22 protein-coding genes are annotated in these 19,229 nt (G+C 38.6%); 14 read left to right on the top strand and 8 right to left on the bottom strand.

What is annotated here, in order from left to right:
* The first annotated feature begins 21 nt into the window (after window positions 1-21).
* Together IGI37_RS11570 and IGI37_RS11565 are read left to right on the top strand one after the other, a co-directional pair.
* Window positions 22-1,479, top strand: a complete 1,458-nt coding sequence (locus tag IGI37_RS11570) for a 6-phospho-beta-glucosidase (protein WP_438762082.1) — start codon at window positions 22-24, stop codon at window positions 1,477-1,479.
* 222 nt (window positions 1,480-1,701) lie between these two features.
* Entirely contained in the window at window positions 1,702-2,592 is an 891-nt protein-coding gene (locus IGI37_RS11565; protein ID WP_438762080.1) for a phosphate ABC transporter substrate-binding protein, read from the top strand.
* Between the two features lie 103 nt (window positions 2,593-2,695).
* Here the strand turns inward: IGI37_RS11565 and pnpS are convergent, their stop codons facing one another.
* Together pnpS and IGI37_RS11555 are read right to left on the bottom strand one after the other, a co-directional pair.
* A complete protein-coding gene (gene pnpS, locus IGI37_RS11560; protein WP_438762079.1) occupies window positions 2,696-4,465 on the bottom strand; it encodes a two-component system histidine kinase PnpS in 1,770 nt (589 codons plus the stop codon).
* Entirely contained in the window at window positions 4,462-5,172 is a 711-nt protein-coding gene (locus IGI37_RS11555) for a response regulator transcription factor (protein ID WP_438762077.1), read from the bottom strand. Before IGI37_RS11555 ends, pnpS begins: the two co-directional genes overlap by 4 nt.
* A 180-nt stretch (window positions 5,173-5,352) precedes the next feature.
* On the opposite strand from IGI37_RS11555, the gene IGI37_RS11550 reads away from it, so the two are divergent.
* From IGI37_RS11550 to ffh, 3 genes are read left to right on the top strand one after another with little or no spacing between them, the layout of a single operon-like run.
* A complete protein-coding gene (locus IGI37_RS11550; protein WP_438762075.1) occupies window positions 5,353-5,823 on the top strand; it encodes a DUF523 domain-containing protein in 471 nt (156 codons plus the stop codon).
* 10 nt (window positions 5,824-5,833) lie between these two features.
* Window positions 5,834-6,172: a putative DNA-binding protein gene (locus IGI37_RS11545; RefSeq protein ID WP_438762073.1), complete on the top strand. Its 339-nt coding sequence runs from the start codon at window positions 5,834-5,836 to the stop codon at window positions 6,170-6,172.
* Window positions 6,173-6,187: 15 nt separating this feature from the next.
* On the top strand, window positions 6,188-7,606 hold the full coding sequence (ffh, locus tag IGI37_RS11540) for a signal recognition particle protein (RefSeq protein WP_438762072.1): 1,419 nt from the start codon (window positions 6,188-6,190) through the stop codon (window positions 7,604-7,606).
* A gap of 97 nt (window positions 7,607-7,703) precedes the next feature.
* On the opposite strand, the gene IGI37_RS11535 is transcribed toward ffh, so the two are convergent.
* The 4 genes from IGI37_RS11535 to IGI37_RS11520 are packed head-to-tail and all read right to left on the bottom strand — an operon-like array spanning window position 7,704 to window position 10,714.
* Window positions 7,704-8,231 carry a VanZ family protein gene (locus tag IGI37_RS11535; RefSeq protein ID WP_438762070.1) on the bottom strand — a complete coding sequence of 176 codons (528 nt, stop codon included), beginning with the start codon at window positions 8,229-8,231 and terminating at the stop codon, window positions 7,704-7,706.
* A gap of 7 nt (window positions 8,232-8,238) precedes the next feature.
* Complete coding sequence (locus IGI37_RS11530) at window positions 8,239-9,438, bottom strand: hypothetical protein (RefSeq protein WP_438762068.1); 1,200 nt, start codon at window positions 9,436-9,438, stop codon at window positions 8,239-8,241.
* A 9-nt stretch (window positions 9,439-9,447) separates the two neighbouring features.
* The gene (locus tag IGI37_RS11525; protein ID WP_438762066.1) at window positions 9,448-10,335 is read right to left on the bottom strand and encodes an ATP-binding cassette domain-containing protein; all 888 of its coding nucleotides are present in this window, start codon (window positions 10,333-10,335) and stop codon (window positions 9,448-9,450) included.
* Window positions 10,325-10,714 (bottom strand): GntR family transcriptional regulator, encoded by a 390-nt coding sequence (locus IGI37_RS11520; protein WP_438762064.1) that lies wholly within the window; start codon window positions 10,712-10,714, stop codon window positions 10,325-10,327. Before IGI37_RS11520 ends, IGI37_RS11525 begins: the two co-directional genes overlap by 11 nt.
* Before the next feature lie 203 nt (window positions 10,715-10,917).
* Here IGI37_RS11520 and IGI37_RS11515 point away from each other — a divergent pair, with 203 nt between their 5' ends.
* Window positions 10,918-11,445 (top strand): dihydrofolate reductase family protein, encoded by a 528-nt coding sequence (locus IGI37_RS11515; protein WP_438762062.1) that lies wholly within the window; start codon window positions 10,918-10,920, stop codon window positions 11,443-11,445.
* 62 nt (window positions 11,446-11,507) lie between these two features.
* On the opposite strand, the gene IGI37_RS11510 is transcribed toward IGI37_RS11515, so the two are convergent.
* Window positions 11,508-12,065, bottom strand: a complete 558-nt coding sequence (locus IGI37_RS11510) for an NADPH-dependent FMN reductase (protein ID WP_438762060.1) — start codon at window positions 12,063-12,065, stop codon at window positions 11,508-11,510.
* A gap of 274 nt (window positions 12,066-12,339) precedes the next feature.
* Here IGI37_RS11510 and rpsP point away from each other — a divergent pair, with 274 nt between their 5' ends.
* The 8 genes from rpsP to rplS all read left to right on the top strand — a co-directional run bounded on the left by rpsP (window position 12,340) and on the right by rplS (window position 17,946).
* Window positions 12,340-12,615: a 30S ribosomal protein S16 gene (gene rpsP, locus IGI37_RS11505; protein ID WP_010769040.1), complete on the top strand. Its 276-nt coding sequence runs from the start codon at window positions 12,340-12,342 to the stop codon at window positions 12,613-12,615.
* 11 nt (window positions 12,616-12,626) lie between these two features.
* Entirely contained in the window at window positions 12,627-12,872 is a 246-nt protein-coding gene (locus tag IGI37_RS11500) for a KH domain-containing protein (protein ID WP_438762058.1), read from the top strand.
* A 773-nt stretch (window positions 12,873-13,645) separates the two neighbouring features.
* Window positions 13,646-14,506, top strand: coding sequence for a hypothetical protein (locus IGI37_RS11495; protein WP_438762056.1), 861 nt, complete (start codon window positions 13,646-13,648; stop codon window positions 14,504-14,506).
* Between the two features lie 179 nt (window positions 14,507-14,685).
* Window positions 14,686-15,312, top strand: coding sequence for an endonuclease III domain-containing protein (locus IGI37_RS11490; RefSeq protein ID WP_438762054.1), 627 nt, complete (start codon window positions 14,686-14,688; stop codon window positions 15,310-15,312).
* A gap of 110 nt (window positions 15,313-15,422) precedes the next feature.
* On the top strand, window positions 15,423-15,884 hold the full coding sequence (locus tag IGI37_RS11485; RefSeq protein ID WP_438762052.1) for a GNAT family N-acetyltransferase: 462 nt from the start codon (window positions 15,423-15,425) through the stop codon (window positions 15,882-15,884).
* A gap of 215 nt (window positions 15,885-16,099) precedes the next feature.
* Window positions 16,100-16,624, top strand: coding sequence for a ribosome maturation factor RimM (gene rimM, locus IGI37_RS11480; RefSeq protein ID WP_438762051.1), 525 nt, complete (start codon window positions 16,100-16,102; stop codon window positions 16,622-16,624).
* A complete protein-coding gene (trmD, locus tag IGI37_RS11475) occupies window positions 16,614-17,351 on the top strand; it encodes a tRNA (guanosine(37)-N1)-methyltransferase TrmD (RefSeq protein WP_438762049.1) in 738 nt (245 codons plus the stop codon). Before rimM ends, trmD begins: the two co-directional genes overlap by 11 nt.
* A gap of 247 nt (window positions 17,352-17,598) precedes the next feature.
* On the top strand, window positions 17,599-17,946 hold the full coding sequence (gene rplS, locus IGI37_RS11470) for a 50S ribosomal protein L19 (RefSeq protein ID WP_438762048.1): 348 nt from the start codon (window positions 17,599-17,601) through the stop codon (window positions 17,944-17,946).
* A gap of 134 nt (window positions 17,947-18,080) precedes the next feature.
* Here rplS and IGI37_RS11465 read toward each other — a convergent pair whose 3' ends face one another.
* On the bottom strand, window positions 18,081-19,205 hold the full coding sequence (locus tag IGI37_RS11465) for a tyrosine-type recombinase/integrase (protein ID WP_438762046.1): 1,125 nt from the start codon (window positions 19,203-19,205) through the stop codon (window positions 18,081-18,083).
* Window positions 19,206-19,229 lie beyond the last annotated feature (24 nt).

Here is a 19,229-nt window from a genome sequence, read left to right as displayed (position 1 = left end):
ATTTGAAAAGAGGGCGCACAAATGAGTGAACGTAAATTTAGACCAGACTTTTTATGGGGTGGCGCAACAGCAGCCAATCAATTAGAGGGGGCTTTTGATCGTGACGGCAAAGGTTTATCTGTCGCGGACGCCATGCCAGGCGGAAAACAACGGTTTAGCATCATTGGTGGTAAGGATTTCGATTGGACCATTGATTCAGAGAGATTCATTTATCCAAATCATAAAGGAATTGATCATTTTGACCGATTTAAAGAAGACATTGCCTTGTTTGCCGAAATGGACTTTAAATGTTACCGATTTTCAATTGCTTGGACACGTATTTTCCCAAATGGAGATGAGCTTACGCCAAATGAAGCTGGCTTAAAATTTTATGATGAAGTCATTGATGAATGTTTGAAACACAATATTGAACCAGTGATTACTATCTCTCATTATGAAATGCCTTTACACTTAGCAAAAACATATGGTGGCTGGAAAAACCGTCAATTGATTGATTTCTATGAACGATTTGCTTCAACTGTCTTGACTCGTTATGGCAAAAAAGTGACTTACTGGATGACCTTTAACGAAATTAATTCAGCCTTTCATTTCCCAGCCTTGAGTCAAGGATTAGTTCAATCAAATGGAGCAGGTAACTATCAAAACGTCTTTCAAGCGTGGCACAATCAGTTTGTTGCTAGTAGTAAGGCAGTCAAAATCGCACATGAAATAAATCCTTCAATTCAAATTGGCTGTATGATTATTTATGCGACAACTTACAGCCTGGATGCAAATCCAACGAATCAAGTAGCTACTTTGGTTCAAAATCAAGAATTCAACTTTTTCTGTACGGATGTTCAAGTTCGCGGAAAATATCCAGCGTATACACAAAGAACGTATGACAAATACGGTGTTGATGCCAACGCTCTTGAAATCACTCAAGAAGACTTGGATTTGTTAGCTAGTTATCCAGTTGACTATATTGGGTTTAGCTACTACATGTCGTCAGCTATCAATGAAACCTTGACGCAAGAGGAAGCTGACACTGTAGTTGGGAATCTATTGGGTGGGGTTCGAAATCCATTCTTAGAAGCCAGCGAATGGGGTTGGCAAATTGATCCTGATGGTTTGCGAATCGCCTTAAATGAATTATATGACCGCTATCAAAAACCATTGTTCATCGTCGAAAATGGCTTAGGCGCACTAGATACCATCGAAGCAGATGGCACGATTAACGATGAATATCGTATCGATTATTTGCGCCGTCACATCCATGCAATGGCAGAGGCCGTTTCTGATGGGGTTGATTTGATGGGCTATACGCCTTGGGGTTGTATTGATTTGGTCAGTGCTTCAACAGGTGAAATGAGTAAACGTTATGGGTTTATCTATGTTGATTTGGACGATAAAGGAAACGGAACCTTAAACCGTTCTAAGAAAAAGTCCTTTGATTGGTACAAACAAGTTATTGAAACAAATGGGACAAATCTAGATTCATAATAGGAAAAGAGAGTCGTGAGCGGCTCTCTTTTTGTATTCCCATAGTTTCCCTGATAACCTTTTACCAGTTTAACTCTAGCTTTCTCGATAATTTCTATCAACAAAACTTTTTTGAATCTTTACACAAACATTACATGCCTTTACCACATCTTTACTTCAAATCAATTTGGTATTTACATCCAATTGATAAGCTTTGTTTGTACCTAAGAGAGGAGAGTACTCATGAAAAAAAGCACGTTTGTTTTAACCACCTTAAGCCTATTATTAGTTGGCTGTGGCAATCAAGGGACAACCGACAGCACAGATTCAGGAGATTCAAATAAATCTTCAACTAATCAGCCTGTCAAAATCGTGGCGGTTGGCTCGACAGCACTCCAGCCTTTAGTTGATGCGGCACAAACAAGCTTTACTGAAAAAAATCCAACCTACCAAATTTCTGTTCAAGGTGGGGGAAGTGGGACTGGCCTAAGCCAAGTCGCTGATGGTTCTGTGACTATTGGCAATTCAGATGTGTTTGCAGAGGAAAAAGAGGGAATTGCTGCTGAAAAACTAGTTGATCACAAAGTAGCTGTAATTGGAATGGCTCCTGTGGTCAACAAAGAGGTCAATATCAAAGAGCTTACCAAACAGCAGCTGATTGCTATTTTTACGGGTAAGATTACGAACTGGAAAGAAGTTGGGGGTGTTGATGAACCGATTTCTGTTATAAACCGACCTAGCGGAAGCGGGACACGGGCAACATTTGAGAAATGGGCACTAGATGGCGCAACCACTGTTCAGACACAAGAACAAGACTCCTCGGGAACTGTTCGCAAAATTGTGGCCCAAACACCTGGAGCCATCAGCTATCTTGCTTTTTCTTACCTGGATTCTTCTACGCAAGCACTAAGCATAGATGGTGTGGCGCCGACTGCTGAAAATGTGGCGGAAAATCGTTGGTCAATCTGGTCCTACGAGCATATGTATACAAACGGCAACCCGGATGCTTCGGTGAAAGCTTTCTTGGACTTTATGATGACCGACGAGATCCAGCAAGGACCTGTAAAAGAGTTAGGTTATCTACCCATTACCGATATGAAAGTCGAACGTGACGTTGACGGAAATGTAACCTAATTTCTCGCAGGTCTTGACCTTCCCCAAAACAATAAAAAAGCAATCGTCCCTTTATAAATGAGTCAGGAGATTGCTTTTTTATTTCAGTCAATTTAAGGACCTGTTATTGAATGGGTAGATGGATGGTGAAGGTCGAGCCTAAACCTAAATGACTCTCCACTTCAACATACCCACCCAAAAGTCGTGTATAGTCTTGAACAATCGATAACCCCAATCCCGTACCACCTGAATGGCGACTACGCGCTTTATCCACACGATAAAAACGCTCGAAAATTCGCTCACGATCCTCTTCATCAATGCCAATCCCTGCATCTTGAACAGATAAAACCAATGCCTTATCTTGATGATAAGAAATGTGAATCGTTCGGTTTTCAGGAGAATACTGAATCGCATTTTCAACCAAGTTTTTAATAATTGGATAAAACAATTCTAACTTCGTCTCAATTTCTAGCCCATTATCTCCAACCACCTCAAACTGTAGTTGTTTCTCTTTTCCCATTGATTGATAACTTTGAATTAACTGATCCAGTAGGGGACGGAGCGCAATTTTTTTTGTCTCATAAGAAACAGAATCGCCATCTTTTGAAAGCTGCAGAATTTCTTGAATTAATTTCTGTAATCGTTGCGCATCTTTTTGCATAATCTGTAAAAATTCTTTGAGCGTTGTTGGATCGTCCATCGCTCCATCTAACAAGGTTTCTGTAAAACCAATTAGCGACGTAACTGGTGTTTTGAGTTCATGAGAGACATTACCCACAAAATCCTTTTGCATTTTTTCAAGACTACGAACGCGAGTTAAGTCATAGGCAATCCCAATAATTTGACGTTTATTCGCCTGCGTTAAATAACGTAAACTAAATGACAAGACCTGTTCAGATGGCTCTTTTATTGAGAGCTCTTCATGAACAACGGATTGTTCCAGTGTCACTTGATGAATCAGACGAATAAGCTGTGGGTCTGTGACGACCTCCGTATAAAGCTGATTGGGTTTAAACTCTATCATCCCCAAGTGCTCTTGCATTTTGGGATTGACTAACACCAGCTGACCTTCTTCATCAATAATAAACACGCCAATCATTAACTCATCTAGCAGTGTATAGAATTGTTCCTCTGTTGCAGTATAGGCAAGATAGGTTTCACTCGTCTGTTCACTCAATGTATTAATCGTTCGATACAGTTCCGACCATTCATCAGATGCTTGCATGATAACCCCAGCTTGTTCCGGCTGGCGTACCATTTTTTTCAACACCGGTAGGACCGTTTCTATCGGACGATTTTTTTGTCGAATCAAGTAGAGAATCAGACTGCCAATAATGATAAAAAATAACACGAATATGATGAATATAGAACGCCTAAAACTCTCAGCTTGTTTTAAGAAGCCACTCGTTGGCTCGGATAAACGCAGGACTCCCACTAACTCGTTGTCTAGTTTGATGGGTAACGCAATGTACAATAATTCTTGTTTGACAGTCAGACTCTTTCGTAAAGAGCTACCCATCACACTTCCAGAGAGCACCGATTGAACCTCTGGACGCGTATCTCTTTTCCCATGTAACGCTTCATTTGTTGTATCAAAAAGAATCGCACCTTGTTGCGTCAATAAGGTGACTCGCTCCGTAGAATGGGCGACATAGTTTTTCAATAATTGTTTGGTTTGAGGGGGCACTTCAGCGGGTACCTTAGGATAATTTTTAGATTGTTCCGCTTGTAGCTGTCGAATGAGTAAGCTCCCTTTATTTTGAAGATACGTTTCTTGTTGGGCTACTACTTCGTTATGAAAAAAATGAGTAATTAACTGCCAGCTTCCGGCAAATACTAACACTAAGAGGAACAATGCAGCGAGCGCTTCTGTCTGTTTTTTTACCTGTTTCATTCGTGGGGCTCCTGAAATTTGTAGCCAAAACCACGAACTGTTTTTAGGTAGCGTGGATGTTTGGGATCGACTTCAATTTTTTCTCGAAGATGACTCACATGGACATCAACAATTCGACTTTGACCAGCAAAATCAAACTTCCAAATTCGATCCAATAAGGTATCCCGGTTAATGACACGATCTTTTCGTTTCATAAAATAAACCAGTAGTTCAAATTCTTTCGGCGTCAAAATAATTGCTTGACCCTCAACCGTTACTTGATAGTTAGTTAAGTCCGCACGAATTGCGCCTACTTGAAGAAACTCTGCTGATGGCTCTTCTGTCACCGTTGCTGAGGTTCTCGGAGCCATCCTCCGAAAGATAGCTTTCATTCGAGCTAAAACTTCTCGTGGGCTAAATGGTTTGGTTAAATAGTCATCTGCGCCCATCTCCAGTCCTAATATACGATCAATCTGGTCATCCTTCGCCGTTAGCATGAGGATTGGCGCATCAATTTTTTCTTGGCGTAAAGTCCGAGTAATCTCCATACCATCCATTGAGGGGAGCATCACGTCCAAAATAATAAAATCAAAAGGCTGATTTAATGCCAAATCTAATCCTTCAAGACCATCCGTTGCACTAGTCACCTGATAGCCTTCTTTTTCTAGGTTAAACGTAAGCAGGGTCACAATTGATGGTTCATCATCAACAACGAGTACTTTTTTCATAAGTTGACTCCTTTTTTTTCGTTTATCTTTAAAACGAATAAAAATTTTTTTGTAAAAATGACTGTCACTTCTTCATTTTAGCATAGAATAGGCTTTTAGGACTATTTCAAACGCACAATAAATGGTATAATGGGGGAGCGATTTTATTTTCCAACTACACGAACAAAAAGGGGTCTTAAAATGATTGGCATTAGTGCTTGTTTGGGCGGCGTGTTTTGTCGATATGATGGGCAAGCCAAAACCGTAGAGCCGTTAAAAGAACTCGTTCAACAAGGAAAAGCAATCATGGTCTGTCCAGAGGTTCTTTCAGGACTGCCTATTCCTAGAGAGCCAGCCGAACTAGTTGGTGGAGATGGGTTTGACGTTTGGCAGAAAAAGGCGAAGGTTCTGACCATTACGGGTGTGGACGTGACTGAAAAATATAAGCAGGGCGCACGTATCGCCTATGAAAAATTACAAGCACAGAAAATCACCCAGCTAATCACAAAAGAGAACAGTCCTTCTTGTGGACGCCATTTTATTTATGATGGTCGATTTAGTGGGCAGAGCAAACAAGGGGTCGGAGTAGCTACGGCCTATTTTATCCAAAAAGGTCTATCTGTATTGTCCGACGAAGAATGGTTGGCACAACAAGAGATGACAAAAAAATGAGGCGAGACAAATGGAAATTGAAAAAACAAATCGTATGAACGCACTCTTTGAATTTTACTCCACCTTACTAACAGAAAAACAAATGAATTACATGGAGCTTTATTACGCAGATGATTTTTCATTAGGAGAGATTGCTGAAGAGTATGCAGTTAGTCGTCAGGCTGTTTATGATAACATCAAACGAACCGAAAAAATTCTTGAAGATTACGAACGGAAACTTCACTTATTTTCAGACTATATCGTTCGTGGAGAATTATTGGACAAGATGGAACTCTATGTTAGAGAACACTATCCAAAAGATGAGATGCTACCTGAATTGATGAAAAAAATACAAGAAATTGATGAATAAAGGACTGAATAAACTATGGCATTTGAAAGCTTAACAGAACGCCTACAGCAGGCGATGAGCAAACTACGTAAAAAAGGCAAAGTATCAGAGGCTGATGTCAAGGAAATGATGCGGGAAATCCGCCTAGCTTTACTTGAAGCCGATGTTAACTTACAGGTCGTAAAAGAATTTACCAAAAATGTTCGTGAAAGAGCAATCGGAGCAGAGGTTTTAGATAGCCTGTCTCCTGCACAACAGATTGTCAAAATTGTGGACGAGGAACTGACAAAAACATTAGGTTCTGAAACCGTTGAACTGACAAAATCGCCAAAAGTTCCGACTGTTATTATGATGGTCGGTTTGCAAGGGGCTGGGAAAACCACCTTTGCTGGGAAATTAGCAAAACATTTAATCAAAACTGAAAATGCCCGTCCATTGATGATTGCCGGAGACGTCTACCGTCCAGCCGCTATTGATCAATTAAAAGTCTTAGGACAACAACTGGATGTCCCTGTGTTTGATATGGGCACCGAAGTAAGCCCTGTTGAGATTGTTCGTCAAGGGATGGCCTTAGCGCACGAAAAGAAAAATGACTATGTCTTGATTGATACGGCTGGTCGTTTACACATTGATGAAACTTTGATGGATGAATTGAAACAAATCAAAACAATTGCCGAACCTAACGAGATCCTCTTAGTTGTAGATGCCATGACCGGGCAAGATGCCGTCAATGTTGCAGATAGCTTTAACCAACAGCTAGGGATTACTGGGGTTGTCATCACAAAACTTGATGGGGATACACGTGGCGGGGCAGCACTTTCGATTCGTTCCGTAACAGGTGCACCCATTAAGTTTATCGGGTCGGGTGAAAAATTAACGGACTTAGAAATCTTCCATCCAGATCGTATGTCTAGCCGAATTCTTGGAATGGGGGATATGTTAACCCTTATCGAAAAAGCACAACAAGATTATGATGAGAAAAAAGCAGAAGAGCTTGCACAAAAGATGCGTGAAAACAGCTTTGACTTTAATGACTTCATCGAACAGCTTGATCAAGTAATGGGGATGGGCCCAATCGAAGACCTTTTAAAAATGATTCCTGGAATGAATCAAATGCCAGGGATTGAAAATGTCAAAGTTGATCCAAAAGATGTTGAACGGAAAAAAGCGATGGTGTATTCGATGACACCTGCTGAAAGAGAAAATCCTGATTTATTAAACCCAAGTCGTAGAAGAAGAATCGCGGCAGGGTCTGGGAACAGCGTGGTGGAAGTAAACCGCATGATCAAACAATTTAAAGAATCCCGTAAGATGATGCAACAAATGTCTAAAGGGGATATGAACATTCCAGGCATGGACCAAATGTTTGGTGGCGGCGTCAAAGGCAAGCTAGGTAAGATGGCCATGAACCGCATGATGAAGAAAAACAAAAAGAAGAAAAAGAAGAAAAAATAAACCAACTAGCAAAAAAACCAGAGTCTGAGATTTTCTCAAGCTCTGGTTTTTGTAATTAACTTTAAGTAACGGGAATAATTGTACTTTTGCTAAATTTTTAGTTCCTCAAAAATAGAAACATCAGTAATAGAGTCAGTGGTAACCCCACCACAACGCTTAGAATCGTCATACCTGTTTTGATTTGTTCAGGTGTTCGTCGAAAAACTAACAGCAGGCGATAGAGTAGCCAACCCAAGAATCCACCAGTAACATTTAACAATATATCATCAATATCTGCACTCCCCAGAATCAGCAGATATTGAATAACTTCAATAGATACGCTAATTCCTAGTAATAAACACATCGTTTGAAAAAATGAGCCTTTTTTTCTTATCAAAGGTACATAAATTCCCAAAGGTAAAAACATCAGAATATTGCCCCAAATATTTACATTAAAAGTTAGCTTACGTGTTCCCATCTCATATATATACAGATACGACTGGATTGAATCAAAAGGAACTAGATTGACTCTGCGAAGTCCCATTCCGATTGAATCCATCCGACTAAAAAAGACCACCTGAAATAATAGAAAAAGATACAGGAAAAACATGCCCCAAAACAGATAATTTATGCTATTTTTTTTCATAATTAACCTACCTGACCGCTCGTCGAACAAAACGAAGCAAGCGTTTTTTGAGTGGCGCCATATAAATCACACCAATCGTAACGACTGCAATGAGCACGCCAGAAATCAGGCAGCGAGAAATAAAATACACTGTATCTATAGACTTGTAAGGGACGATTGTTAACGCATACGTAAAGGCTTCACCCCAGAAAATAAAACAGCTATACACGATAACAAGAATCGTTATTGGTAAACGACTTTTATCTATCAAAAGATTTTGGTTACTTTTTTCAAGTGATGTCTGCTTAAAGATGGACCAACTAATAAAAACGAGAAGTAAACTAACGAGAAACATTGCCAAACACACCCATAAATTAACTGGAGACTTTCCGATTTCAATCGAAAAATCCAAATATCGATAATAGTTTCGCTCAAAATCTTGTGTTTTGTAAAAATTAATGGCATACAAATAGTTAGTGAGCGAGCTAGGAATATACATCGATGATACGAAAAATGACACCACAATCACTAAAGCAAAAATCAGATTCCCAACTGCCGCACCGATAAATAAGCCAAAAGTGAAGTACAGGAAGGTGATTAACCAACTATTGAGCGCAGTTAACAAGAGTGTCGAAAGCTGGACGTTAATGAGCTCGAATGGAATCAATAGGTAGATGCTCGCAATAAAAGCTAATTTGGCAAGTAGAAGAGTCCCAAGTAGTGGAACCGCAACAACTTTGAGCTTTTCCAGAAAAATCTGTCTACGCGTTACGCCTAGTGAAAAAAGAAATGTATTAAAATTAGTTTTTAGATCAACAAAAAATAAAAGAAATCCTAGTAGAAAGAAAATTACCATAAACACCCATGAATTTTCCATAAAGAATGTGTTGGGGTAGATAGCGTCACTTTTAATTTCCTTATTACTTAGTAGATTAGGATCTTGCCCGCCATTAGCATCTCCATATAAATAAGTATTCGCCCGAATATATTCGTTAATGTTCTTATAAGGAATAGCTACCGTCCCATCTTCAGGATAATAAACAAAGTGTTCAACATTTTCTTCATAGTCTGCTTGGAACGTTTCAGAATGATAATACTCACTTATTGATTTCCACTGACGAAATTCCGAGTTAATATTGACTAGATAAAACAAACCTAGAAGTAGCATGCCAATGATTACGAATTTTTGATAACGCATTTTGATAATTTGTTTGATATCTATACTCATCATATCCTCCTAATTAAACAATTGATAATCTGACTCTTGACTCAGATTGGCTTCAAATAAATCTTCTAATGTTAACGGTAATTCTTCAAATAAGACCGGCTCAATCTCACGAATTTGCTGTTCAACTTCTTCCGTGTAATTCTCAAAAACTGCGATAATCACACGGCCTTGTACGCGAAGTAATTTACAGTTTTCTTTAATAAAATGAGGGACTTTTTTCGTTTTGAAGACCATCTGAACTTTTCTTGCTTGTGCACGCATTTCTTCTAATTGATAATCCTGCACAATCGTCATATCCTTCAAGATTAACGCTCTATCAATGATTCCTTCTAGCTCATTCAAATTATGAGAGGAGATTAACACTGTTCGTTGCCCATCACTTAAACTTTCTAGTAACAAACGAATGACATTCTTTTTAATAATTACATCAAGCCCATCAAACGGTTCATCCAAAAGAATGTAACGCGCATTAGTCGTAATCGCAAGAATGATTTTAAACAATCCCTGCATTCCTTTTGACAGGGCACGAAAGCTTCTATTTAAAGGGAGATTTTGTTTTTCTATCAACTCAAAAAATCGTTTCTCATCAAAATTGGGATAGGCATTTTGATAAAACCGACCAATCTTTTTTAATGAATAACTTGAGAAAAAATGAATCTGTTCATCTATATAAAAAATTAACGGTTTCAATTCAGGATGAGAAAAAACAGATTGTTCATCAATAGTTACATCCCCAGAATCCACCAAATAGTGCCCAGCTATCGTTCGAAACAGACTCGTTTTTCCAGAGCCGTTACGACCAATCAAACCAATAATTTCATTATCATGGACCGAAAAGTCAATCTCTTTTAATACCAATCGATCATTAATTGTTTTTGAAATAGTCTCAATTTTCATTTTTTATTCCCCACATCTCCTCGAATTCTTGCACCCACTCAACAATTTCCTCGTACGTCACCTGTAAATGCCCAGCTTCAATCAATACATCTTTTAGCTTCCCCTTGAGCAATTCAATCCGATAATCGTCTCGTTGAGTGGGATTGGATTTTTTTACAAAGGTTCCTTTTCCTTTAACAGTAATCAAAACTTGCTCTGTTTCCAGTAATTTGTAAGCCTTACTGATTGTATTAGGATTCATCATCAAATCCCGAGCCAGCTCACGAACAGAAGGTAGTTTGTCCCCAGCAACCAAGATTCCTTGTAGGATATCTTGTTTGATGCTTAACATCAGCTGTTCGTAATAGGGTTTACTACTGGTTTTATTAATAAAAACCATGGATAGCTCCTTTCAAAACCAAAGTGTGTTTACGTGTACTAGTATACATAGTACACTTGAGTGAGTAAATAAAATTTTGAAAGTTTATAAGAAACGCAAAAAAAACTTAAGAAAAGGAAATAAATCCATCAAAAGTACAAAAAATCCCCTAATTTCCTTAACTTTTGGTAAACTAAGGACAGACACATTTTAGGAGGGAAATAATGAGAAACGTTGTCTTTTATGGTGGCATTAGCCTCGATGGTTACCTTGCAGATGCGTCTCATAGCTTGCAGTGGCTATTTGATGCAGACGATGGGACACCTATGAATTATGATTCTTTTATCAACACGATAGACACAACAATCATGGGTAGAAAAACCTTTGAAGAATCGTTAAACTACTTAGAAGGAGACAATCCTTACCCGGATAAAACAAATTTTGTGTTTTCTCGTCGCCCACAGGCAGATAAAGAGGGAATTACCTTTCTATCTGAAGACCCCGTAGCCTTCATTAAAAAACTTAAGGAAGAAGAGGGGAAAGATATTTGGGTCGTTGGTGGAGGGAGTTTGATCAAACCTTTACTAGAAGAGAATCTGATTGATGAGTGGTGGATTCAGTTCGCCCCAGTTTTATTAGGAACAGGGATTCGCCTGTTTGAGGAAGGAAACTACCGCAATTACTTAGAACTGCTTGAGGTGAAGCAATTTGGCAACTTCGCCGAATTACATTTGAAGAAAAAAGAGCAATAAAAAAGAGTTGGCCCCCCAAAGAAATCACTGGGGGCCAACTCTTTTTTACTATTTAAGACAAATTATGCTTTTGTATTGGCTTCATAAAATGCTACATAGGCATCGACGATTGTTTTTAAGAAATTCATTGTTCCTTCAATAATCGTGCCGTCCTCATTAAACATACCTGTAACGTTTCCTAAATAAGCTTCGGGTTGTTGCAAAGTAGGGACGTTTAAGAAAACTAATGATTGACGTAAATGATGGTTCGCACCAAAACCGCTGATTGCTCCTGGAGAAACACTGACTACTAAACCAGGTTTACCATCCCAAACGCTTTGTCCATAAGGTCTTGAACCGACATCTAAAGCATTCTTTAACACAGCCGGTACGGAACGGTTGTATTCAGGTGTAACAAATACAAAACCAGTCATTTCTTTTACCTCTGAACGGAAAGTCGTCCAAGAGGCAGGTACACGGTTTTCATCATCAAAATCTTGATTATACATCGCTACATCATCTAATGAGATAAAAACTGCTTCATACTCTGCAGGAAATAGACCCGCGATCGCCTTGGCTACCTTTTTACTGTATGAATCTTTTCTCAAACTACCTACTAAAAAACCAATTTTTTTTGTCATATCAAATTTCCTCCTTATGTAAATATAAATCAAATCTACTTACTAATAATAAGTCGCTCTCGAAAAACTTGCAAGCAAAGACACTTACAAAATAAAAACGATTCAATTACCGCCAAAAAAAGACCTTTATTTGTATGAATGAACAAGTGGAAAACCAAGTGTTCCATGAGAAAAATAGGTATTTTATTTACTGTAAAGAAAAAAAGCTTTACAGGTCGATAAAAAACTGGTAAACTAGCTCTTGTGAATAAATTAATGGAGGTGTAATTATATAATGGCAGTTAAAATTCGTTTAAAACGTATGGGTTCTAAAAAGAGTCCTTTTTACCGTATTGTTGTAGCTGATTCTCGTTCTCCTCGTGACGGACGATTCATCGAAACTGTAGGAACTTACAATCCTTTGAAAGACCCTGCAGAAGTAGTTTTAAAAGAAGATTTAGTTTTAGACTGGTTATCTAAAGGTGCGCAACCTTCTGATACTGTTCGTAACATTCTTTCAAAAGAAGGCGTTATGAAAAAACACCACGAAGCTAAATTCGTAAAGAAATAGGGTGATTGGATATGAAAGATTTGCGAGAATTAGTCTTAACGATCGTTCGTCCACTCGTTTCTAACCCTGATCAAGTAAAATTGGAAATCGTAGAATCTGATGATTTTTATGAATACAATTTGACTGTGGCACCCGCTGACATTGGTCGTATCATTGGCAAACAAGGACGTGTTGCAAAAGCAATTCGAACAATTGTTTACGGTGTTCGAACAGAGGGCCCAAAAAAAGTTCGTCTGAATATTTTAGACGGAAAATAAAACAATCCAGAGGCTGGGACATAACTTCATACGTTATGTCCTAGCCTCTCTTTATCCGAATAAACGGTGGGTACAGAAGCAACTCCATCTTCACTCCGCCCCATCAATTTCTAAAGGTGGAACACCTTTAGAATTGATGGACTGCGTTCCGCTCTCAACAACTTCTACGCATGGGACATGCTAGAGTTGAAGGTCTTCACTACGTAAAAACCATACTCCGATCTCATCAATCTCTAAAGGTGAAACACCTTAAGAATTGAAGGACGTTGTTCCGCTCTCAACAACTTCTACGCATGAGGCATGGAGTTGAAGGTTCGAAAAATAAGCTGAAATTGCTGTGAAACACTATTTGCAAAGTAAATAGATGTAGAACAGTACCTACCTGGTCACAAAAATTTGAAGAACACCACGTAGGAATCAATCAACATCGAAAGAAAGACTTTCGTGTTTCTTGTCATTTCCGTGAATTCCTTCTTATTGCTGTAAAACACAACGAAGTATGAGTTGATGTTGCACAGTACCTACCTGGTTCTCGGAGTTAAACACTCCTGTCCCAACCTCTTTTTTTGACGAAAGTTTGCAAAAGGCCCAGGACAGGGGACGCTTTGCCGCACCACTCACTAGAAGTTCTCGATTATGACCCAATCTTGTCAGATTAGGTATTGTTACAGCACTTATGATAACTCTCGTTTCTTTATTTTTCTTTAATGTTGAGTGTTTCACTTTTTCCCAAAAATAAAAAGGGGTATAATTAAGCGAAGGAGGCGTTCTCAATGAAAAAGACTTATCTACTTTTATTACTTGTGCCGTTTATTCTGGGGGCTTGTGGAAAATCAAATAATACGGAACAAATATCAACAAGCAGTACGGCAATAGTCTCGAGCACTGATAAAACAAGTGATAGTGCAAGTAAAAGCTCTACTACAGCTACAAGTGAAACAACCGAAACAAGTAGCGAATCGAAGAACAGCTCATCAACAAAAAATTCTGAAACAACCAATACAACAGATACTCAAGCAACCTCAAAAGAAGCAGCTGATGCAAAAGCGCAACTAGCGTCAGCCTATCCAGAAGTCTTACTGCCAACCACTGTACCTATCAATGAGGGGACTTACCTAAACGTTGCCTCAGACGGCAGTAATCAAAAGCTTTCGGTGCTCTATTTTGCACTAGGCGAACCATTAGTTTTAAACTCGAAACAATTAAACCTTGAAACACCGATTGCTTCTTATTTAAAAAATACCTTTAACAGTGTAGAAGAAGCGACAACGGCTGTCAACCCAATCAGTGATAACGGCGGTCAAAAAGTCGATCTCGGTTACGGGATTACAGGCTATCAACAAGGGGCGGCTGGCTCGACTTATCTTTCTTGGGAAGAGGGCAATTGGAACTTAGTTGTTCGGGCAAGCAATGTCCAAGGGCAAGAACCTCAGACACTTGCTAAACAAGTAGTGGACTATCTAGAAAAAGCAACCCTTCCAGCACCCAAGGATAACGGACAAATCACGCTTGACTTAAACCAGTCAGGAGCAAAAACAAATCAAGTGGTTTGGCAAGAAGGCACTGTTGTCTACACCGTTACCCACCAAAATCCTATGAGTGCCTTAGAAATGGCCGTATCAATGAATCAATAGTTAGAATGGAACTTATAACCAATGTTTAACAGGAACATTTTGGTTATGAGTTCTTTTTATTTGTCTAGAATAGAACAGGTTCACAAATCGTGAATTTTTTGATACTCGTAAGGGAATACTATGATAGGATTGGAATTAGAACAATCCTTAATTAATGGCTAGATAAAGGAGTAACGATTATGAAAATTGATACAAAAAAAATCAATGTACTAAACCGACTCGTTGAGCGTTACGGATTTCAAGAGTGGTGGCAAGATGAGAACCGAATAGCAGACTGGGTTTCAATGATTCTCATTCAGCAAACAACAGAAAAAAATGCCAAGCGTGCCTTGCAGAATTTGGAAGGTCACTTATCTGTTACACAACTACATAATATGGATATGGAGTTACTACAGGAACTCATTCGGCCGGCCGGTTTTTTCAAACAAAAAAGCCTCTATATCAAAGAATTGATGCATTGGTTTATTGGTCATGGCGCCAATATAGATAAGTTTCAGAGCTATTCTACACCAGACTTACGTAAAGAATTATTGTCAATCAAAGGTGTTGGACAAGAAACAGCCGATGCGATGTTGTTATACATATTCGAAAGAAACGTCTTTATTTGTGACCAGTACGCGATTCGATTATTTACACGACTCGGTTTTGGCACCTACAAAAACTATACCGAGATGCGTAAAGAATTTGACCATTTAGTAGAAAACGTTCCGCATGATTTATGCAAAGAATGGCATGCTGCAGTTGATGTACACGGAAAACACTTTAACGCCAATAAAACGATGGATGAAACTTGGTTACTCCAATAACGGCATCAGTTTATGAAAGCTAGATATTGAGGATGTTTTCAATAGGGTACTTCCCATCGATTCTCGTTTCCCCTTCTGTTATAATAGAAGAGAAGACAGAGGAGGACTTTATGACTATTTACTGGGAAACAGACGCTGAGAAAAAAGCGCAAGTAGCGACAAGTGTTCTAGACGATTTACCTGAATGGTTCGGACTCCCTGAATCAACAAAAGAATATGTAGAAAATACCAGACACTTGGCGACACTATTTGTTAAAGAACAAAATCAGGTGGTTGGCTTTTTATCCATCAAACAAACTGCTGAGAAAACGGCAGAAATCGATTGTATGGGTGTTCTAAAATTAGCTCAAAGAAAAGGGTTTGGGCAACAACTAATTGAAGAAGCCTTGAGTTGGTGCCACAAAAAAGAATACACACTTCTTCAAGTGAAGACTTTAGCTGCGATACATCCAGATATCTACTATCAAAAGACGCGAGCCTTTTATCATAAGATGGGCTTTATGGATGTTGAAGTATTCCCTGATCTATGGGGTCCCGAAAATCCTTGCCTACAGCTGATTCGTCCAGTTTAATAATTCGATAGCAAATATTAGAAAACAACTTTATTTATAAAAATATTTTTGGCTGAATGCGGACCTGCATGTGAGTCATTTTTAGAAACCGTTCAAAAACTCGTATGACGGAACAATTTTTTAGCTCTCATTATAAACATACGCAAAACTGCGTAGAATTCCCTTGTAACTCGTGCTAAAATAAAACGGATAACCAAAGAAATGAGGAGACCTTTTTGACTGAATATTTAAATGTAGGAAAAATTGTAAATACACAAGGAATCAAAGGAGAAGTTCGTGTTATCTCTCAAACGGATTTCCCAGAAGAACGTTACAAAATTGGGGCAACTTTGCTCTTATTTCAGGAGAATAAATCACCAATTAAATTGATTGTTAAAAGTCATCGTAAGCATAAAAACTTTAATATCCTAAGCTTTGAAGGCCACCCGAATATCAATGATGTTGAAAAATATCGTGATGGGATTCTTAAAGTTTCCAAAGAGGACTTAGCTCACTTAAATGATGGAGAATTCTACTATCATCAAATTATTGGCTTAGTCGTTGTAAACGAAGAGGGAACCGAGCTTGGTAAGATTAAAGAAATTCTTTCTCCAGGAGCCAATGATGTCTGGGTCGTTCAAAGACCAAAGAAAAAAGACGCTTTATTGCCTTATATTGATTCTGTAGTAAAACGAATTGACTTAGAAGAAGGAGTCGTACATGTTGAAATTCCTGAAGGGTTGTTAGACGATGAGAATTGATGTCTTAACCTTGTTTCCACGAATGTTTGAGGGACCCATGGGAGAATCTATCATCGGAAAAGCGGTCGAGAAAGATTTACTCGAAATCAACGTCTCCAACTTCCGTGAGTTTTCAGATAACAAACATCAAGCGGTGGATGACTATCCATATGGTGGGGGCGCTGGCATGCTTTTAAAAGTCCAGCCAATCTATGACAACTTAAAAGCAATCGAAAAGGACACACCCCACACACAAAAAAGAGTGATTCTTTTAGATCCAGCTGGCAAACAGTTTGACCAAAAAATGGCTGAAGAGTTCTCTGAAGAAGAGCACCTTGTATTTATTTGCGGACATTACGAAGGGTATGATGAGCGTATTCGTTCAATGGTCACCGATGAAGTTTCACTCGGCGACTATGTTTTGACAGGCGGCGAGTTAGGGGCGATGGTCATGATTGATGCAACAGTCCGCTTACTTCCAGATGTATTAGGAAATAAGACATCTGCGCAAACAGATTCTCACTCAACCGGACTACTAGAGCATCCACAATACACACGCCCTGCTGAATTTAATGGTATGGCCGTACCTGAAGTCTTAACCAATGGTAACCACAAACTAATTGCTGAATGGCAGCTAAAGGAATCCTTGCGTCGAACGTATTTACGTCGCCCAGATATGTTAGAAAAACTAGAGCTGACAGATGAAATGAGCAAGCTATTAGCTGAGATCAAAAAAGAAGAAGCCTAGTCTAAACGAAACACCAAGAACTGCTCCTTTAAGAGCCGGAATCCTTGGTGTTTTTTTGACGATTTGATCTCAGCTAAAATAGAAGAGGGATTGAAGATATAAGTCAAAAAATAGTTATAAAGAAAATTTACTTTACACTGTCTAAAAGCTGTGCTAAACTAATTTGGTGAGTGCAAAAGCACTTAACTATTACGATATTCCGCTGTGGTCCGTACCATAAGAATGTTTGGAATAAGGAGAAGAAGAAATGAATCCATTAATTCAAGAATTAACACAAGAACAATTACGCAGTGACATCCCAGCGTTCCGTCCTGGTGATACTGTACGTGTTCACGCGAAAGTTGTCGAAGGTACTCGCGAACGTATCCAGTTATTTGAAGGTGTTGTTATCAAACGCCGTGGTGCTGGAATTAGCGAAACTTACACAGTTCGTAAAATCTCTAATGGTATTGGGGTAGAACGTACTTTCCCATTACACACACCTCGTGTTGCTCAAATTGAAGTGGTTCGCTTTGGTAAAGTTCGTCGTGCGAAACTTTATTACCTACGCGCATTACACGGAAAAGCAGCTCGTATCAAAGAAATTCGTCGTTAATTTATCGTTATCGAATGAAGTTGAAACCCTTGATTATTCAAGGGTTTTTATTTTATCATTGTTATATATTTCAATCAGTGAGCACTAGTACTTTGTCCCTATACGCTCAAAAGGGGCAGAAAAGGGGCAAGCTTTTATAAAAGCTCTAAATCACTTTGTAATTTTTCTCGCATTCCTTCAGTAACATGAAGATAAATTTGTTGAGTCAATTTACTATCCTCGTGACCGACTCTGTCTTGTATCACATACATCGGTGTTCCAATTTCAGCCAGCTTAGAAATATGCGTGTGTCTAAAAATATGAGAGCTTAAACTTTTTTCTGGATTGATTCCCATATCGACTTTATGTTTTTTAAGATACGTATTTATTGCAGTGATTAAAATAGGTGTTCCTCTGCTTGTTTGAAATAAAAAATCACCACTCGGATTTAATTCCAGTAGTCTATAATATATTTCCATGGTCTTTGTAGACAAACCAATTTTGCGCATCCCTGCTGCAGTTTTTGTCCGGTTTGATTTAACCATCTCTGATACTTTACGCTCTCTGGTTAGCAGTGTGCCGTTAATATCCACCATTGTGTTATCAACATCCACATCTGACTTTAAAAGGCCTGTAGCCTCACCAGGGCGCATTCCTGTTAAATACAACCACTGAAACAACAATCCATATCGTTCATTATGATTCATTGAAAATTTTATAAGTGATTGATATTCGGAGTCTTCAAGATACTTATCTTTAATTTTTCCCGTTTTAAATTCTTTCTTATAATTCAATTCAACTTTGTCTAGGGGGTTGATGGTAATATAACCTTTTCTAATTGCATATTTCAAAACAAGATTAATTTTAGTCTTAATAATACTGACATATTTGTTCGATAGATTTTTCTCATATAAATATCTATCTAAAATGTCACCAAGAAGACGATCGTCAATTCTAGACACCAATGTATTTTCACCCACATCAGCAATTACTGCTTTCATCAAGTTTTTTGTAGGGAGGTAAGTTCCTTCTGCTACTTGCTTCTTATAGCGCTCATACCATTCGTTATACAAGTCGATAAACGTAATTTCTGGCAAAGCATTTTCCAACTCATTTAGTTTATCGGCAATCTTATTATTCAAAATGTACATAGCTTCCTTTTGCGTTTGTCTCGTCTTGTTGGGGCAAAGCACCGACATACGTTTCAATTTCCCCGTTAATGGGTCCTCATAGCGTTCAATATACTTGAATCTGCCGTCCGGCATTTCTTCAATCCACATTTGTATCAGCTCCTATTTTTTGAT

It is taken from the genome of Enterococcus sp. AZ194, assembly GCF_051713825.1.
Taxonomy (GTDB): domain Bacteria; phylum Bacillota; class Bacilli; order Lactobacillales; family Enterococcaceae; genus Enterococcus_K.
This window is presented reverse-complemented; position numbering and strand designations above follow the sequence as displayed.

Excerpts from the sequence above, each read along its gene's own strand:
- IGI37_RS11570 (WP_438762082.1), top strand. The coding sequence starts at position 22 with ATGAGTGAACGTAAATTTAGACCAGACTTTTTATGGGGTGGCGCAACA.
- IGI37_RS11565 (WP_438762080.1), top strand. The coding sequence starts at position 1,702 with ATGAAAAAAAGCACGTTTGTTTTAACCACCTTAAGCCTATTATTAGTT.
- pnpS (WP_438762079.1), bottom strand. The coding sequence starts at position 4,465 with ATGAAACAGGTAAAAAAACAGACAGAAGCGCTCGCTGCATTGTTCCTC.
- IGI37_RS11555 (WP_438762077.1), bottom strand. The coding sequence starts at position 5,172 with ATGAAAAAAGTACTCGTTGTTGATGATGAACCATCAATTGTGACCCTG.
- IGI37_RS11550 (WP_438762075.1), top strand. The coding sequence starts at position 5,353 with ATGATTGGCATTAGTGCTTGTTTGGGCGGCGTGTTTTGTCGATATGAT.
- IGI37_RS11545 (WP_438762073.1), top strand. The coding sequence starts at position 5,834 with ATGGAAATTGAAAAAACAAATCGTATGAACGCACTCTTTGAATTTTAC.
- ffh (WP_438762072.1), top strand. The coding sequence starts at position 6,188 with ATGGCATTTGAAAGCTTAACAGAACGCCTACAGCAGGCGATGAGCAAA.
- IGI37_RS11535 (WP_438762070.1), bottom strand. The coding sequence starts at position 8,231 with ATGAAAAAAAATAGCATAAATTATCTGTTTTGGGGCATGTTTTTCCTG.
- IGI37_RS11530 (WP_438762068.1), bottom strand. The coding sequence starts at position 9,438 with ATGAGTATAGATATCAAACAAATTATCAAAATGCGTTATCAAAAATTC.
- IGI37_RS11525 (WP_438762066.1), bottom strand. The coding sequence starts at position 10,335 with ATGAAAATTGAGACTATTTCAAAAACAATTAATGATCGATTGGTATTA.
- IGI37_RS11520 (WP_438762064.1), bottom strand. The coding sequence starts at position 10,714 with ATGGTTTTTATTAATAAAACCAGTAGTAAACCCTATTACGAACAGCTG.
- IGI37_RS11515 (WP_438762062.1), top strand. The coding sequence starts at position 10,918 with ATGAGAAACGTTGTCTTTTATGGTGGCATTAGCCTCGATGGTTACCTT.
- IGI37_RS11510 (WP_438762060.1), bottom strand. The coding sequence starts at position 12,065 with ATGACAAAAAAAATTGGTTTTTTAGTAGGTAGTTTGAGAAAAGATTCA.
- rpsP (WP_010769040.1), top strand. The coding sequence starts at position 12,340 with ATGGCAGTTAAAATTCGTTTAAAACGTATGGGTTCTAAAAAGAGTCCT.
- IGI37_RS11500 (WP_438762058.1), top strand. The coding sequence starts at position 12,627 with ATGAAAGATTTGCGAGAATTAGTCTTAACGATCGTTCGTCCACTCGTT.
- IGI37_RS11495 (WP_438762056.1), top strand. The coding sequence starts at position 13,646 with ATGAAAAAGACTTATCTACTTTTATTACTTGTGCCGTTTATTCTGGGG.
- IGI37_RS11490 (WP_438762054.1), top strand. The coding sequence starts at position 14,686 with ATGAAAATTGATACAAAAAAAATCAATGTACTAAACCGACTCGTTGAG.
- IGI37_RS11485 (WP_438762052.1), top strand. The coding sequence starts at position 15,423 with ATGACTATTTACTGGGAAACAGACGCTGAGAAAAAAGCGCAAGTAGCG.
- trmD (WP_438762049.1), top strand. The coding sequence starts at position 16,614 with ATGAGAATTGATGTCTTAACCTTGTTTCCACGAATGTTTGAGGGACCC.
- rplS (WP_438762048.1), top strand. The coding sequence starts at position 17,599 with ATGAATCCATTAATTCAAGAATTAACACAAGAACAATTACGCAGTGAC.
- IGI37_RS11465 (WP_438762046.1), bottom strand. The coding sequence starts at position 19,205 with ATGTGGATTGAAGAAATGCCGGACGGCAGATTCAAGTATATTGAACGC.